Below are 16,732 nucleotides of genomic sequence, written 5' to 3'. Positions count from 1 at the left end.
CGTGCGCAGTTCGTGAGCAATGGTGGTCAAAAACTGGCGACGCGCCGCTTCCTGTTGAGAGAGCTGCCGGTAGGCTTCACTTAATTCTTCGGCTTTTTTACGCAAATCTGCAATCGCCATTTCGTCATTTTCCCGCAAACGGCGGCTGACTTCGCGCACCATGGCAAGGGAAAGTTGACTATTTTCTTGCAGCAGGCGGGTGAAGGTTTCCCGCTGTATTTCGAGTACTTCGACTTCGGTTAGCGCAGTAATCGTTGCAGCACGCGGTGCATCATGAATGATGGCCATTTCACCAAAAAAGTCGCCTGCCCGTAGAATTTTTAACAACCTTTCCTCGTTTTCATCGAATTTTTTGGTGACCTGAACTTCCCCATCGAGCAGAATAAAAAATGTGGTTTGGTAAGCTCCTTCAACGGTCAATTTAGTCCCGGCCAGATATGAACGAACTTCGCCGGAGGTAAGCATCTGCTCCGCTTCGTGTTGCGAGAAAGCTGGAAAGGACTTTTGAATAATTGAAATATATTCTTTTAGGTTTTTCATGGAAATCTAAGCGATTATGTTTGACGTCAGCTCCGGATAAGTTGATTCCACATCAACCCAGCATTTTCAGCCGCCAACCCGCACTTCATCCAACATCGCCCCAGCAATTTTTTTGCGGGGAAGGGGTTGTGGCATTACTTGCCGGATTTTGCCAAAAGGCACATTCATATTCAATTATATATCGGTCTTTCAACCTGTTCAGATTCGCTTTCACGGTCGAATTTTAGAAAACATCCTGTTATCGGTGACCGAAAACACAAGATTAAATTTTATTTAACCAGTCCTTAACCTGTCCATTGACTGTCATTAAACAGCGCCTGTTATGATGAGTGAGTAATTTTCAAAACCCTATCACAAAAGGAGAGAAATGTATGTTTGCTAAAGTTCGCCCATTGTTCTTTTTGTTGGTTGTAGCAGGACTGGTGCTATCAGCCTGCGCCCCTGCCGCAACCCCTGCCGCCGTAACCGAGGCGCCAGAAAGAATCGTTGAAAAGACCGTCATCCAAACTCAGGTAGTTGAAGTAGAGAAAGTCATTACCCCCACTGCTGGCCCCGTGGAAGGCACCATCCTGGTGGACGGTTCCAGCACCGTTGCCCCGATTACCCAGGCAGTTGCTGAAGAATTCCAGGCACTTTATCCGGAAGTGCGCGTTCCGGTGGGGATTTCAGGCACCGGTGGCGGTTTCAAGAAATTCTGCAACGGCGAAACGGATATTTCCGATGCTTCCCGCCCCATCAAACCCTCTGAAGTTGAACTTTGTCAGAAAAACGGCATTGAGTACATCGAATTACCGGTTGCCTTCGATGGTCTGGCTGTCATGGTCAATCCATCCAACAATTTTGCAGCTTGTCTGACCGTTGAAGAGTTGAAGAAAATCTGGCAGCCTGAAGCCGAAGGTGTTATCACCAACTGGAGTCAGGTGCGCGAGGGCTTCCCCAATCAACCGTTGACCCTGTACGGCGCCGGTACGGACTCGGGCACCTATGACTACTTCACTGCTGCCATTGTTGGAAAAGAGGGTTCCAGCCGCGGCGACTTCCTGCCCAGTGAGGATGATAACGTGCTCGTGCAGGGCATCGCCGGTGATCCCAACGCACTCGGCTTCTTCGGATTGGCTTATTTTGAAGAAAACCAGGATAAACTGAAACTCGTGGCAATTGACAACGGTAATGGCAATTGTGTTCTGCCCGATCTCACCACAGTTTCTCAAGGCACTTATCAGCCGCTTTCCCGCCCGCTGTTCATTTACGTGAACCGCGCCCGGGTGGATCAGAAAGATGAAATCAGCCTGTTCATTGACTTCTACCTGAAAAATGCCGGGCAACTTTCGCGTGAAGTCGGCTATATCCCGCTAACGGATGAAATTTACGCGCTGGCTCAAAAACGTTATGATAACCGCGTAACCGGTTCCATCTTTGAAGGTCAAGGTTCGACTATCGGCGTATCGCTGGCCGATCTGCTTGCCAAAGAATAAGGTTTGGAAGGTTCTTACTATCCGGGAATGGGACGACACTACTCGTCCCATTCCCTGTGTCAAAGAGGGACAAGATGACTACCACAATTAAATCCCTGGTTTCCCTGAACCACCAAAAGCGCAACCGCGAAAGAGTGCTTGTAAGGGCGCTTACTTTCATCTTTGCATTCGTTTCTGTGGGTACGACCGCAGGAATAATTTACGAACTTCTCAAAGAAACGGTGTTGTTCTTTCAGGAAGTATCCATCATCGAATTTTTCACCGATACGCGCTGGACGCCGTTGTTCGCCTCAAAACGATTTGGCGTTCTGCCCCTTGTCAACGGCACCTTGCTGGTGGCAGCCGGTGCAATGCTGGTTGCGGTACCACTAGGTTTACTGGCTGCTATCTTTCTAAGTGAATATGCCTCGGAGAGATTGCGCAAAATCTTAAAACCAATACTCGAGATTCTGGCCGGCATTCCTACCGTTGTGTATGGATATTTTGCGCTTTTGTTTATCACACCCATTCTGCGAGACCTGTTCCCACAAACTCAAATCTTCAACGCCGCCAGTGCATCCATTGCCATGGGCTTTATGATTTTACCGCTCATGGCTTCTGTATCGGAGGATGCGCTTTCGGCAGTACCCCGCTCGTTGCGCGAAGCAGCCTATGCAATGGGAGCCACCAAGTTCGAAACAGCCACGCAGGTGGTCTTACCGGCTGCTCTTTCCGGTGTGGCGGCGGCGTTTATTCTGGCAGTTTCACGCGCCATTGGTGAAACGATGATCGTAGCCATTGCTGCCGGACAGCAGCCCAAGTTGACCCTCAACCCGCTTGAATCCATCGAAACCATGACTGCTTACATCGTGCAAGTCAGTTTGGGAGATACCCCTCATCAGAGTATTGCCTACAAAACCATCTTTGCCGTTGGAATGTTGCTGTTTGTGATGACCCTGGTCATGAATATCGTCAGCTACTTCATCACCAAACGCTTCAGGGAGAGATACGAATGAGTACCACCACCCTAATAAGAGATGTGAACTTTGAGCGTGATCTTTCAATACGGAAGATCAAAGGCAAAATTTTCGAAATTCTTGCCTTTTTCGCCGTCTTACTGGGAATTGCCATGCTGCTAACCCTCCTCATTGATGTATTTTTTGACGGCTTACCCTGGTTAAGCACACGGCTTTTCACTGAGTTTCCTTCCCGCTTTCCGGAAAAGGCCGGTTTACGTTCCGCCTTACAAGGCTCAATCTGGTTGATGGTACTCACTGCGGCTATGGCTGTTCCAATTGGGATTGGTGCAGGCGTGTACCTTGAAGAATTTGCCCCTCAAAACCGCATCACCCGCTTCATCGAAATTAATGTGGCAAATCTGGCAGGAGTTCCATCCATCATATACGGCTTACTTGGATTGGGGCTATTTGTCCGTCAGTTGGGACTGGGACGCACCCTCATTGCAGGGGCAATGACCATGGCTTTACTGGTACTTCCCATCATCATTGTCACCACCCGCGAGGCGATTCGCGCTGTTCCGCGTTCTATTCGTCAGGCTGCTCTTGCACTGGGAGCAACCGATTGGGAAGTATCCCGCGATCATGTCCTGATTTATTCCGCTCCGGCAATTATGACCGGGGTTATCTTAGCCATGTCTCGCGCCATCGGAGAAACGGCTCCCCTGATCACCATTGGGGCGTTGACCTATATCGCCTTCGACCCAAAAGGGCCATTTGACATCTTCACCGTCTTGCCCATTCAAATTTTCAACTGGGTCTCACTGCCTCAATCATCCTTTCATGGGTTAGCAGCTGCAGGCATTATAATATTGCTGCTTGTCTTGCTTTCCATGAACGCTCTGGCTATCTGGCTGCGAAACCGACTGATCATCCGGTGGTAAAATAACTGGGAGCATAAAATTGCAATGGACAACAATCACTACATTCTGGAAACGCAAAATCTAAACATTTACTACGGGAATTTTCTGGCCGTAAAAGATGTGAACTTCAAAGTACATCGTCACCAGATTACGGCGATCATCGGGCCGTCGGGCTGTGGTAAATCCACCCTGCTGCGCGCCTTTAATCGCATGAACGAACTGGTGCCTTCCGCGCGATCAGAGGGTAAAATCCTCTTCAACGGTGAAGATATTTACGATCCCTCCATTGACCCTGTGGAAGTGCGCAGGCGAATCGGCATGGTCTTTCAAAAACCAAATCCCTTTCCCAAATCCATTTATGAAAATATCGCCTGGGGGTTGAAGATCAACGGATTTCGCGGCTCAAAATCGGAACTGGATGACCTGGTAGAACAGGCTTTGCGTGGTGCAGCTTTATGGGACGAGGTGAAGGATAAATTGGACCAAAGCGGTCTATCTCTATCCGGCGGGCAGCAGCAGCGCCTGTGCATTGCCCGGGCAATTGCCATCAAACCCGAAGTGATTTTGATGGATGAACCTGCATCGGCATTGGACCCCATCGCCACTCTCAAGATCGAAGATTTGATGCGAGAACTGAAAGAAAATTATACAATTGTAATTGTCACCCATAACATGCAAGAGGCTGCCCGCGTTTCCGATTACACGGCAATGATGATGCTTACCGGTAACGAAGAACGCTCCGGAACGGTCATCGAATTTGACCGTACCGACCTCATCTTTACCCGCCCGAAAGACAAACGCACCGAAGACTACATCACCGGCCGTTTTGGCTAAACTTACTCCAGGAAAGGCTTTCCCATGCCACGCGATACCCTTATCCGACAGATAAACCAGATCCAGGACGAAATCCTCATCCTTGGCAGCATGGTGGAGCAAGCCACCCTCTCCGCCGTTCAGGCTTTGAAAAACCGCGATACTCACCTGGCGCACGAGATCTTTGAACAGGATCAGGTCATCAACGAAAAACGCTTTGCTATCGAAAATGCCATTATTACCCTGATGGCTACTCAGCAGCCGATGGCGCGCGACCTGCGCGGGATGACCGCCATGCTGGAAGTCAACACCGAGCTGGAACGGATGGGAGATTACGCCAAAGGCATCGCCAAAGTGGTTACCCGCCTTGGTGAAGGTGAAGTAGTCATCCCCATTCAGGAAATTGAAAAAATGGCGGAAATTGCCGTCAGCATGCTGCACCGCGCATTGGGCGCATTCATTTCAGAAAATTCCTCTCAGGCATTAGCCATTCCCAAAGAGGATGATCAGGTAGATGAACTGTTCAATCAGGCTTACCGAAAAATCATTGAAGCCATGATTGCCAACCCCAATCTGATTGATCACACCAACCTGATGCTATGGGTCATCCACAATCTGGAACGCTTAGCCGACCGGGTAACGAACATTTGTGAACGCACCGTCTTCAGTGCAACCGGTGAATTGTTCGAGATTGACGGGATGGACGAAGACGACGCCAACGTGTAAAGTCTCAACCCAATTACAAAGGCTATCCCCCCCGCGGAGCACCTGCGGGGGTTTTCTCATCCTTCTTAAAGCCCCTCGTAAAATGCTATAATGAGAATTAGTCAGCAAAACGAGGTGCCCTCATGCCAAAATCTCCCGTCAGCCCCAATATTCAAATATTTGGTTCGTCCATCATCCTGCATCAGTTAAGCGCCATGGTGGATGAAATTGAAGGCGTCAAAAAAGCAGAGGACATCGAAGCCGTTCACCGCATGCGGGTTGCCACCCGCCGGCTGCGCAGTGCCTTGCCCATCTTTGGGCCTTTCCTTGCCCCGCGGCGGCACGAAAACTGGCGCAAACGCATCCGCGCCATCACCCGTGCGCTGGGCGCCGCACGCGATACCGATGTTCAAATCGAGCACTTGACCGATCTGGTCAATCGTCTGACCCCGCCGGAACGGGCCGGCGTGCGCCGACTGTTGCTGCGGATGCGGCAGCGCCGCCGCGAATTGCAAAAAGATGTTCTCAAAGCCTTGCGCCGTCTGGAAAAAGATACCCTTGTGGCGGAGATTACTCAGAAACTTGCACCCTTTGAAATCTACAAAAATCAACTGGATTTGCAAGATCCGGCGTTACGAAAACTGGCAGATGAGCACATTCAAGCCCGGCTGGACGAATTCCTTGCCTTCGAACCCTATGTTTTTCAACCGGAATGTGTGACCGAACTGCACGCCATGCGGATTGCCGGCAAACATTTGCGTTACACGCTGGAATTCTTTGCCCCCCTGTATGAAGATGAATTGAAGAAATTCGTCAAATCACTGCGCCAATGTCAGGACTTGCTGGGCGCGATTCACGATGCCGATGTCTGGATTGAATACCTGCCGCAATTCATTGAAGAGGAACGCCAGCGCACGGTGGACTATTTTGGGCATGCCCGCCCTTTCAAACGGCTGCTGCCGGGTCTGCTTTTTTACCGTGAACTCCGCCAGCAAGAACGGCAGTCCCTCTACCATCAATTTGTGGACTCGTGGAAGGAATGGCAGCAGGAAAATTTGTGGGATAAACTGCGCCAGAGGGTGTCCATTTCCCATCTGCTGGACAATAACCCCGCCGAAACGCACCCCGCCGAAGAAAACAAGCAAGAGGAAAAGGAGAAAAATGGAGAATCCTGAAATTCCCCCCAAAAGCCGGGTGGTGGGATTTATTGATATTGGCACCAATTCCATCCGCCTTTTGCTGGTACGCATCAACCCGAATAAAACCTATCAGGTGCTGACCGCCCAAAAAGAAGTCGTCCGCCTTGGAGAGGGCGAATTTATCGAACAAACCCTTCAACCCGAAGCCATGGAGCGTGCTATCATCGTTTGCCGAAAGTTTGCCGAACTGGCCCGTCAGCGTCAGGCGGAAGAAATCATTGCCGTAGCCACATCTGCCACTCGCGAAGCCAGCAACAAAAGCGAGTTTATTCAGCGCCTGAAGGACGAAGCCGGCCTGGATGTACGCGCCATTTCCGGTCTGGAAGAAGCCCGTTTGATTTATCTGGGTGTGGCTTCGGGTGTTCACCTGGCAGATCGGCAGGCATTGTTCATTGATATTGGCGGCGGCAGTACCGAGATTATTGTGGGTGACCGACAGCAGTATCACCTGCTCGATTCGTTGAAACTGGGGGCTATTCGCCTGACCACCATGTTCTTCCTGCCCAACGAACAGGAACCCATCTCTCCCATTCGCTATGCCCTTATTCAAAATTACGTCCGGAACATCATAGTGCGCACCGTTCAGCGCGTTCAGCCGTACAAAATTGATGTGGTTTATGGCTCTTCCGGCACAATCCTCAACCTGGCAGACATCGCCGCCCACCGCTTTTTCAAGCGCAAACTGGAGCGCGAAGATGAAATCACCCACGCCCAACTCAAAGAAGTCATTCAGGTTCTTTGTCAGGCCAACCTGGAAGAACGCCGCCAGATTCCCGGTATAAACCCTGAGCGGGCAGACATTATTATTGCCGGGGCAGCTATCATTGATACCATCATGGAAGAACTCAAACTGCCTTCCTTCCGTCCCAGTGAACGCGGGCTGCGGGACGGCCTGCTGATTGATTATCTTTCCCGCACCGATCAATCGCTCATGCTGGGTCAAATGACCGTACGCGAACGCTCTGTGTTGCATCTGGCGCGCACCGTCAACTTTGATGAGCCGCACGCCCGCCATGTTGCCCGCCTTGCTTTGCAGTTGTATGATTCAGGGTATCAAATTGGCTTGCATCGGTTAGGCCGCTGGGAACGCGAATTGTTGGAATATGCTGCCTTGCTGCATGACATCGGCGCGTTTCTTTCCTACCAAAACCACCAGATGCATACTTACTACCTGATTCGCAACGCCGATCTGCTCGGTTTTGATCAGAAAGAAATCGCCATTATGGCACTGGCAAGTTTGCATCACCGCAAAGCGCTGCCAAGTAAAAAAGAACCGGAATTTGCCGCACTGGATAAAGACTCACAAACAGCCGTAAAGGTATTGGGCATGATCCTGCGGCTGGCTGAAAGCCTTGACCGCAGTCACATCGGCGCCGTACACCGTGCCCGTTTTGTGTCCGGAGATAAGAAAGAAGTCATCCTGGAAATGTTTTCCGATCAGGACTGCCAGTTAGAGCAATGGGGCGTTGAATCTCATTTAGAAGCCTTTGAGAAGACTTTCAACCGCCCTTTGGTCGTACGGGTGATTGCCAAATCAGCGGTGTAAACCTGCCGGTAAAGCGGTTTGCCATTCAGCCGCACAACCAAACACCGACTCAAAGTAACGGCTCACCTCTTGCGCCACTTGTTGAACGGATGGACAGGGAGAAAGCCACTCAGCCATGGCTGTCATTTGCACACCATCCAATCCACAGGGGATGATGCCCTGCCAGTAAACCATTTCCGGCTGAACGTTCAACGCAAACCCATGCCGGGAAACACCCTTCGCATCTACCTTGACTCCAATCGAGGAAATTTTCACCGGCAATGAAACTTCTTCGGCTGGTTTATTCACCCAAACGCCAGTCAGCCCTTCGCGGCGATAAGCTTCAATTCCGTAGTACACCAGCGTCCGGATGAGAACCTCTTCCAGTTTTCGCACATAACCGACAAAATCGGCTTGCGGCAGACGTTCGCCCTGCCAGCCTGCTGAAGCCAGCGGTAAGAGGGGATAGCCCACCAGTTGACCCGGCCCGTGATAGGTAATATCACCGCCGCGGTCCACCTCAAAAACGGCTATGCCCCGCCGCTTAATTTCTTCCTCTGACCAGAGAATATGCTCACGTCCGCCGCGCCGTCCAATGGTATAGGTGTGCGGATGTTCCAGCAAAAGCAGACTGGGCGGCTGTTTTCCAGCGGCAATTTGCTCCGCCAGCAAATTTTGCAAGTCCCAGGCTTGCTGATATTCCACTTCTCCCAGCCAGTAAATCAGACAAGACGAGATTGTTTCCATCTTGTTCCAAACCTCTTTGTTCTTAATAAACGTCAATTCGGGATAAATCATTTTTACATCAACTTTCGAATTTTCATCCCCCTCCTGCCTCCCCCAAAATCGCAGTGGCGATTTTGGGGGAGATGCAGGTGGGCATTGGCATTGCCTACAATATTTTTATCTTATCCCAAACTCACGTTAAAATCAAAGTATACCGGTAAAACAGAGCAAAGACAGGTCATTTCTTAACATTCTCTAATATTTTGCCGACAGGAATCTAACATTAGAAGCATAGCATGATTACAGCCATTATAGACCCGCAAGGGATTTATTGGTAATTTTAAAAATCATGGAGTTATCAGGAGGTTGAAATGAACCTGGAAAAATACACTCAAAAAGCCCAGGAAGCCATTTTTCAGGCGCAACGACTGGCGCAGGACTTGAATCATCAAGCCATCGAACCGGCTCACTTGCTGCTGGCTTTAATTCAGCAGGAGGACGGGGTTGTACCCGCGGTGATCACCCGCATTGCTGGCAGTGTGCTGGCGATTCGGCAAGAGCTGACCCAGGAATTGGAAAAACGCCCCAAAGTTTATGGCGCTGGGGGAGAAGTCGGACTTTCCCGTCCGGCTGCAGATGTGCTGAGTTCTGCCGAACGCTACGCCAAGGGGATGCAGGATGACTATGTTTCAACGGAACATATTTTGCTGGCTCTGACCGAGAGCATCGAAGGACGACGGCTCAGTCAATACGGCATCACCAAAGAGTCGATCCTGAAAGCGCTGGCAGCCGTGCGCGGGACACAGCGGGTCACTTCCCAAAACCCGGAAGCGACCTATCAGGCGTTGGAAAAATACGGGCGCGACCTGACCGCCATGGCGCGTCAGGGCAAACTTGATCCGGTTATCGGGCGGGATGAGGAAATCCGCCGCGTCATACAAATCCTTTCCCGCCGCACCAAGAACAATCCGGCTTTGATCGGCGACCCCGGTGTGGGTAAGACCGCCATTGTGGAAGGCCTGGCTCAACGCATTGTCAACGGAGATGTGCCGGAAGGTCTGAAGCACAAGCGCATTGTCCAGCTGGATATGGGTGCGCTGGTTGCTGGTGCAAAATACCGCGGCGAATTTGAAGAACGCCTCAAAGCCGTCCTGCATGAGATCACCAGCGCCGCAGGGGAAGTGATCCTCTTTGTGGATGAAATGCACACGGTTGTTGGGGCTGGCGCTGCCGAAGGCGCCATGGATGCCGGCAACATGCTCAAGCCAATGCTGGCACGCGGCGAGTTGCACATGATTGGCGCCACCACCATTGACGAATACCGCAAACACGTCGAAAAAGACCCGGCTCTGGAACGCCGCTTCCAGCCCGTGCTGGTCGAGGAACCCTCGGTGGAAGACACCATCAGCATCCTGCGCGGCCTCAAACAACGTTATGAAGTGCACCACGGCGTTCGCATCACCGATGCAGCCGTGATTGCGGCAGCTACCCTTTCGCACCGCTATATCACCGACCGGCACCTGCCGGATAAAGCCATTGACCTGATTGACGAAGCCGCTGCCCGCCTGCGCACCGAAATCGACTCAAAACCGCAGGCGCTGGACGAAGTGGATCGCCAAATCATGCAGCTGGAAATCGAACGGCAGGCCTTGCAAAAGGAGAAAGATAAAGCCTCCAAAGAACGGCTGGAGAAACTGGAACAGGAACTGGCCGACCTGCGCGAACGCGCCGCTGAACTGCACACCCGCTGGGAAACTGAAAAGCAGGCCATTGCAGCCCTGCGGGAAGTGAAGGAAAAGATCGAACAGGCCAACATTGAAATGGAAGATGCCGAACGCCGCAACGACCTTGAAAAAGCTGCCCGCCTGCGCTACGGCCTGCTGCGCGAACTGGAACAAAAACTGCGCGAAGCTGAAAACCGGCTTAAGGAGATACAATCAGAAGGCGCACTGCTCAAAGAAGAGGTGGACGCCGAAGAAATCGCCGAGATTGTCTCGCGCTGGACCGGCATCCCCGTTTCCCGCTTGATGGAAGGCGAAATGCAGAAACTGCTGCACATGGAAGAACGTTTGCATCAACGCGTTGTCGGGCAGGATGACGCCATCCGCTCGGTTTCCAATGCGGTACGCCGCGCCCGCGCCGGATTGCAGGACCCGAACCGCCCAATTGGTTCATTTATTTTCCTTGGACCAACCGGGGTGGGCAAAACCGAGCTGGCACGCGCTCTGGCAGAATTCCTGTTTGACGACGAAAAAGCCATGATTCGCATTGACATGAGCGAATATCAGGAAAAGCACACCGTTTCACGGCTGATTGGCGCGCCGCCGGGTTATGTCGGCTATGAAGAGGGCGGCCAGTTGACAGAAGCAGTCCGCCGCAAGCCATACAGCGTGGTTCTCTTCGATGAAATTGAGAAAGCGCACCCGGAGGTCTTCAACGTCCTCTTGCAATTGCTGGATGACGGGCGGCTGACCGACGGTCAGGGCCGCACGGTGGACTTCCGCAACACGGTGGTCATCATGACCTCTAATTTGGGCAGCGAATTGTGGCTGAATCACGCGCATGGCAAACCCGGACGGGAAACGCTCAACCGCATTTTGCAGGCGCACTTCCGCCCGGAATTCCTGAACCGCATTGATGAAATCGTCATCTTCGACCCGCTCACTCGCGATGATCTGGTCAAGATTGTGGATATTCAGCTGGCGCGGTTGGCAAACCTGCTCATGCAGCGCGGACTGAAACTGGAGGTAACCCCGGCAGCCAAGGAATATCTTGCCCAGGCCGGTTACGACCCCGACTTTGGCGCACGCCCGCTCAAACGCACCATTCAGCGGGAAGTACAGGATGTGCTGGCGCTCAAAGTCCTTTCGGGCGAATTCAAAGAGGGTGATACCATTCTGGTGGACGCCACCCCCGAAGGGCTGGTATTCCAGTCCATTGTTGTCGGCGAACCGGTCGAAGCCTGATAACCGGAATTAATCCTCACGCTTAAAGGGCGGCAGTTGAACGATGCCTTCAAACAGGTCTCGTTCAACCCGCCCATTTTCTGGCTCCGGGTAATACTGCATGTAAAGTTCTTTGGAAGCAAAAATCCGCCGCAGAGGGGCGAATAACCCTCCGGTCAGTGAACCGCCGCCCTGGCTGGCATGGCATCTTGAGGCTTCGTCGCGGATGTCGGCTACCTTACGGTAATCAATCACCGCGTGGGTCGGGAAATCCACCTCACTGATGGCAACCAGATCAATATCGTGGTTGCGCCCGTATTTGCGCGGGTCTTTGCCAAACAAACGCAGCAATCGCACCACAAAGCGCAGGAAACCGCGCGGGATGGTTTGAAAATACACTTTTGCCGGACGGTAGGGCGGCAGGTTTTCGGCATCCTGCCAGTTTTCATCGGCTGCCAGACGAAAAGCTTCAACGGTTGCCCGGTGGATGAAAATGTGATCGGGATGGCGGTAGCCGCCAATCGGGTCAAAGGTAATCAGCACATCCGGTTTCAAGCGCCGGATAAAGGTCGCAATTTGAGCAGCCACCTCCTCCAGCGGCTGCTGAATCAACGCCTGCGGGTGTTGATTATCCGCCGAGCCGGGCATTCCGGAATCACGCCAGCCGAGAAAATAAACCCCCGCCAGTCCCAATTTTCCGGCTGCACAGCGTAGTTCAGCCTCCCTTCGTTCGGCAATCGAGCGGTAACCTTTCAAATATTCCTCGTCCACATCGCCCGCCTCACCGCGCGTGGCGCAAATCAGGTGGGTTGCTACATTTCGGCGCGCGTAATAGGCCAGTGTGCCGCCCATGCCAAAGGTTTCATCATCCGGATGAGCCAGAACTGCCAGTAAAACCGGTTTTTCTTTGGAAAGGTTTCTCATTAATACCTACCCCATCTTCCTCAGTATTTCAACATGGTCGGGTCAACCTGCTCGGCCCATGCGTTCAATCCGCCGCGCAGGTTCTTGACCTTGGGAAAACCGGCTGCCGCCAGTTGACGCACACCTCTTGCCGAACGCACACCCGTGCGGCAGAACAGCACGTACTCCCGCTGCGGGTCAAGTTCCTGGATGCGATGAGGCAACCGCTCCAACGGGATGACCAGCGCGCCGGGCAATGCCGAAACTTGCTGCTCAACCGGATCACGCACATCCACTAAGATTACCTCGTCCCCCGCTTCCAAGCGCTGTTTCAAGTCGGACGGTTCAATGACCCGGTCGGCTTCCAACCCATTTTCCTGTACAGCCCGTGCAGGCACGCCGCAAAAGGCCTCGTAATCAATCAGGTGGGTTATTTCGGGCGATTCACCACACACCTTGCAGCGTGGATTTTTCCGCAGGTAAATCACCTGCATACTCATTTCCAGCGCATCGTATAGCAGCAATTTACCAATCAGCGGTTCGCCGATTCCCAGAATCAGTTTAATCACCTCGGTTGCCTGAATGGAGCCAACCGTGCCGGGCAGCACACCGAACACCCCCGCGTCCGCACAGGAAGGCACCGTATCTGGCGGAGGCGGTTCCGGGAACAGACAGCGGTAACACGGGCCATGGCGCGCATCGAATACACTCACCTGTCCCTCAAAACGAAAGATGGATCCATATACAAAAGGCTTGCCGCTCAACACGGCTAAATCATTCAACAAATAACGGGTGGGAAAGTTGTCACTCCCATCCACAAGAATATCGTAATCGGCTGCAATTCGTTCAGCGTTTTGGGATGTAAAAACTTCATTGTAGACATCCACCTGAACAAAGGGGTTCAGCGCAAGCAGCCGATTGCGGGCCGATTCGACTTTCAACACCCCAACCTGGCGGGTATCATGAATAATCTGGCGCTGTAAATTGGAGGTGTCAACCACATCATAATCTACAATCCCAATCCGCCCAACACCCGCCGCCGCCAGATACAGAGCAATCGGAGATCCCAATCCTCCGCTGCCCACCAGTAAAACCGAGGCGGCCTTCAACTTACGCTGCCCTTCCAGCCCCACTTCGGGAATGAGCAGGTGGCGCGAGTAGCGCAAAATTTCCTCTTGAGTTAATTCGACTTTTTGAGCCATCTGGTCTTTCCCTTCGTTTGGATGATGAAACAATTGTACTACGAAGTACCCCAAGTTAAAGCAAGATGCCCAATATTCGGATCAATCAAGGAGTATTTCCTTTCGCGTTAAGAAGTGAAGATTCGGCATAAAGCAAAATTACCCCCTCCAACCTCCCGCAATACATAAGGCGATATTGAAGGAGCGTTGGAAGGGGTCAGAAATACTGAAATGGGTATGAAAAGGATTTACTCCGAACTGACGGTGGTCCTGGCTCAGGTGCCCTCTTCCCAAGAATTCAGATAGCGCAGCTGCTCATCGGTCAACACGTCAATTTCAACACCCATGGCAGCCAGTTTCAGGCGGGCAATTTCGCTGTCAATTTCTGCCGGCACGCTGTAAACCTGTTTCTTAAGGTCGGCAGCATGCTTGACCATATACTCTACGCTGAGTGCCTGATTGGCAAACGACATATCCATTACGCTGGCAGGATGGCCTTCGGCTGCAGCCAGGTTGATCAGACGGCCCTCACCCAAAAGGTAAATGTGGCGGCCATCCTTCAACTCAAATTCTTCGACAAACGGCCGCACCAGCCGCCGGGAGGAGGACATTCCCTCCAGCGCAGGGATGTTGATTTCCACATTGAAGTGACCGGAATTGGAGATGATCGCTCCATCTTTCATCACTTCGAAATGCTGGCGGTCAATGACGTTAATATCCCCCGTCAGCGTGCAGAACACATCCCCAATTTGGGCCGCTTCTTTCATCGGCATCACGCGGTAGCCATCCATGACCGCTTCGAGCGCCTTGAGCGGGTCCACTTCGGTCACAATCACATTGGCACCCATGCCGCGCGCCCGCATCGCCAGGCCGCGTCCACACCAGCCATAGCCCGCCACCACAAAATTTTTGCCAGCCAGCAGAATATTGGTTGCGCGGATAATTCCATCAATGGTGGATTGACCAGTGCCGTAGCGATTATCGAAGAAGTGTTTGGTCATGGCGTCGTTAACGGCAATGATGGGGAAAGCCAGTGCACCATCGGCTGCCATTGCCCGCAGGCGAATGACACCGGTGGTGGTTTCTTCCGTCCCACCAATCACGTTGGACAGCAATTCCCGCCGTTCTTTGTGCAAAACGCTGACCAGATCCGCGCCATCATCCATCGTCAGGTGCGGTTTATGATCCAACGCGGCATGAATGTGCTTGTAATAAACCGTGTTGTTTTCACCCTTGATTGCATATACCGGTATCTCGGAATGAGAAACGAGCGCGGCGGCCACGTCATCCTGCGTCGAAAGCGGGTTCGAGGCAGTCAGCACCACTTCTGCTCCACCAGCCTGCAACGTTTGCATCAAGTTGGCTGTTTCGGTAGTCACGTGCAGGCAGGCTGAAATGCGAATACCCGCCAGCGGGCGTTCTTTTTCGAACCGCTCGCGGATCTGGCGCAGCACGGGCATTTCGCGCGCTGCCCATTCAATCCGCCGTCGGCCTCCTTCTGCCAGTTTTAAGTCCTTCACATCAAAATTGGTCATTCGTTTCCTCCTAAAAAAATTAAGCAGTTTTTTGAGTCATCATTTCCAGCTTACCACCATCATCAAAATGAGCGCGAAAACGCATGATGAAATCTTCGATCGTAAAATAATGCGATTGGGTACCACGCTGCTCTAAACAATATGCCGCAGCCAGTGAGCCCATCTTGCCGCAAATTTCAAAATCCAAACCCAGTCGCCACCCCCGCAAAAATCCACCGCGGAAGGCATCCCCTACGCCAGTTGGATCTACAATTTTTTCCACCGGTACGGCAGGGACTTCCACCTCATTGGCCCGCCAGTAAATGGACGCGCCTTTTGCACCGCGCGTAATGACCACCAGCGGCACCCGATGCAGGATGAAATCTCCACTGAAGCCGGTATGTTTTTGCAGCAGTTCCCACTCGTATTCATTCACAAACAGGCTGTAAGCCCCGTCAACTCCTCGCCGCAATTCTTCCGGGTTCGAGCGGGCAATCTGCTGGCTGGGATCATAAACATAAGGGATCTGCATTTGCTTGCATTCCTCAACATACCGATCCATTGCCACCGGGTCATTCGGCGAAATGACCACCATTTCCGGGCGGGATTGCAGCATTTCCAGTGATAATTCGCGCGCAAATGCCATTGCACCGGTGTAAAAACTGCAAATCTGATTATTGGCAAGATCGGTATTGGCAAAGAAACTGGCGGTAAAGACCCCCGGTATAATGCGGATGTATGTGGTATCAATGTTGTGACTTTCCAACCACTGCCGGTAATCCTCAAAATCCTCACCCGCTGTGCCAAATACCAGCGGTTTTTCCCCCAGTAATGCCAGCGTATAAGCGATGTTGGGAGCAATCCCTCCCCGCTGCCGCACCATATGATCAACCAGAAACGAGAGACTGATCGAATCCAGCCGATCCGGCATGATGTGGTCTTTAAAATAACCGGGAAAGGTCATCAGGTAATCATAGGCAATTGAGCCTGTCAGAACGATACTCATGCTTGATTTCGTACCCTTCACTTAAAAGGTTCGTTGTTTCAACGTTTAGAAACTGACCACAAAGTCATCAAAATTGCTCCCGCTGGGGAGCGAGTTGATTATACCATTGAAAAAGCCGCCGAATAGATTTCGAAACATTGACACATCCCTCACATTCCGGTATAAGGCATTATGCCCAAAATGAAAAATATCCGCCTGGTTTCCATCCTTCTGCTGCTGGTGATGTTGAGCTGCAATTTACCCCTCAACCGCTCAACAAACCCATCTGAAGGGCAGATGTCTCCAACGCCTGAAAGCCTGAATACACCCACGCTTCCCCCGCCGACGCCCACACCCACCCCC

Annotated in this window: 14 protein-coding genes; 8 read left to right on the top strand and 6 right to left on the bottom strand. The window is 52.1% G+C overall.

All coding sequences use genetic code 11. The annotated features are described in order from the left end of the window. Nucleotides 1-540 (bottom strand): Crp/Fnr family transcriptional regulator (locus ACWIZX_RS14315; protein WP_448336258.1); only part of this gene is annotated, 540 nt, incomplete at its 3' end. Between the two features lie 371 nt (nucleotides 541-911). Here ACWIZX_RS14315 and ACWIZX_RS14310 point away from each other — a divergent pair. From ACWIZX_RS14310 to ACWIZX_RS14280, 7 genes are all read left to right on the top strand, one after another. After that, on the top strand, nucleotides 912-2,015 hold the full coding sequence (locus ACWIZX_RS14310; protein WP_448336257.1) for a PstS family phosphate ABC transporter substrate-binding protein: 1,104 nt from the start codon (nucleotides 912-914) through the stop codon (nucleotides 2,013-2,015). A gap of 74 nt (nucleotides 2,016-2,089) precedes the next feature. Beyond that, the gene (gene pstC, locus ACWIZX_RS14305; RefSeq protein WP_322791819.1) at nucleotides 2,090-3,010 is read left to right on the top strand and encodes a phosphate ABC transporter permease subunit PstC; all 921 of its coding nucleotides are present in this window, start codon (nucleotides 2,090-2,092) and stop codon (nucleotides 3,008-3,010) included. Then, complete coding sequence (gene pstA, locus ACWIZX_RS14300) at nucleotides 3,007-3,894, top strand: phosphate ABC transporter permease PstA (RefSeq protein WP_448336256.1); 888 nt, start codon at nucleotides 3,007-3,009, stop codon at nucleotides 3,892-3,894. Before pstC ends, pstA begins: the two co-directional genes overlap by 4 nt. Before the next feature lie 24 nt (nucleotides 3,895-3,918). Continuing rightward, on the top strand, nucleotides 3,919-4,707 hold the full coding sequence (pstB, locus tag ACWIZX_RS14295; RefSeq protein WP_322791821.1) for a phosphate ABC transporter ATP-binding protein PstB: 789 nt from the start codon (nucleotides 3,919-3,921) through the stop codon (nucleotides 4,705-4,707). Between the two features lie 24 nt (nucleotides 4,708-4,731). Then, nucleotides 4,732-5,412, top strand: coding sequence for a phosphate signaling complex protein PhoU (gene phoU, locus ACWIZX_RS14290; RefSeq protein ID WP_448336255.1), 681 nt, complete (start codon nucleotides 4,732-4,734; stop codon nucleotides 5,410-5,412). A gap of 122 nt (nucleotides 5,413-5,534) precedes the next feature. Continuing rightward, complete coding sequence (locus ACWIZX_RS14285; RefSeq protein WP_448336254.1) at nucleotides 5,535-6,566, top strand: CHAD domain-containing protein; 1,032 nt, start codon at nucleotides 5,535-5,537, stop codon at nucleotides 6,564-6,566. After that, entirely contained in the window at nucleotides 6,553-8,136 is a 1,584-nt protein-coding gene (locus ACWIZX_RS14280) for a Ppx/GppA phosphatase family protein (protein WP_322791824.1), read from the top strand. The genes ACWIZX_RS14285 and ACWIZX_RS14280 overlap by 14 nt, the downstream gene beginning before the upstream one ends. Here the strand turns inward: ACWIZX_RS14280 and lipB are convergent. Beyond that, complete coding sequence (gene lipB, locus ACWIZX_RS14275; RefSeq protein WP_448336253.1) at nucleotides 8,125-8,862, bottom strand: lipoyl(octanoyl) transferase LipB; 738 nt, start codon at nucleotides 8,860-8,862, stop codon at nucleotides 8,125-8,127. The two genes, ACWIZX_RS14280 and lipB, sit on opposite strands and share 12 nt — an antisense overlap. Before the next feature lie 350 nt (nucleotides 8,863-9,212). Between lipB and clpB the strand changes: the two genes are divergently transcribed. Further along, nucleotides 9,213-11,807: an ATP-dependent chaperone ClpB gene (gene clpB / locus ACWIZX_RS14270; protein WP_448336252.1), complete on the top strand. Its 2,595-nt coding sequence runs from the start codon at nucleotides 9,213-9,215 to the stop codon at nucleotides 11,805-11,807. Between the two features lie 9 nt (nucleotides 11,808-11,816). On the opposite strand, the gene ACWIZX_RS14265 is transcribed toward clpB, so the two are convergent. The 4 genes from ACWIZX_RS14265 to ACWIZX_RS14250 all read right to left on the bottom strand — a co-directional run bounded on the left by ACWIZX_RS14265 (nucleotide 11,817) and on the right by ACWIZX_RS14250 (nucleotide 16,390). Then, nucleotides 11,817-12,710 carry a PIG-L deacetylase family protein gene (locus tag ACWIZX_RS14265; protein ID WP_322793138.1) on the bottom strand — a complete coding sequence of 298 codons (894 nt, stop codon included), beginning with the start codon at nucleotides 12,708-12,710 and terminating at the stop codon, nucleotides 11,817-11,819. A gap of 20 nt (nucleotides 12,711-12,730) precedes the next feature. Next, nucleotides 12,731-13,891, bottom strand: a complete 1,161-nt coding sequence (gene moeB, locus ACWIZX_RS14260; RefSeq protein ID WP_448336251.1) for a molybdopterin-synthase adenylyltransferase MoeB — start codon at nucleotides 13,889-13,891, stop codon at nucleotides 12,731-12,733. 254 nt (nucleotides 13,892-14,145) lie between these two features. Then, nucleotides 14,146-15,405, bottom strand: a complete 1,260-nt coding sequence (gene ahcY, locus ACWIZX_RS14255; protein WP_322793136.1) for an adenosylhomocysteinase — start codon at nucleotides 15,403-15,405, stop codon at nucleotides 14,146-14,148. A 19-nt stretch (nucleotides 15,406-15,424) separates the two neighbouring features. Beyond that, nucleotides 15,425-16,390: a carbohydrate kinase family protein gene (locus ACWIZX_RS14250; protein WP_448336250.1), complete on the bottom strand. Its 966-nt coding sequence runs from the start codon at nucleotides 16,388-16,390 to the stop codon at nucleotides 15,425-15,427. Between the last annotated feature and the right edge of the window lie 342 nt (nucleotides 16,391-16,732).

The organism is Bellilinea sp., assembly GCF_053501535.1.
The sequence above is the reverse complement of the archived record's forward strand: the minus strand, read 5'-3'. Positions and strand labels throughout refer to the sequence as shown.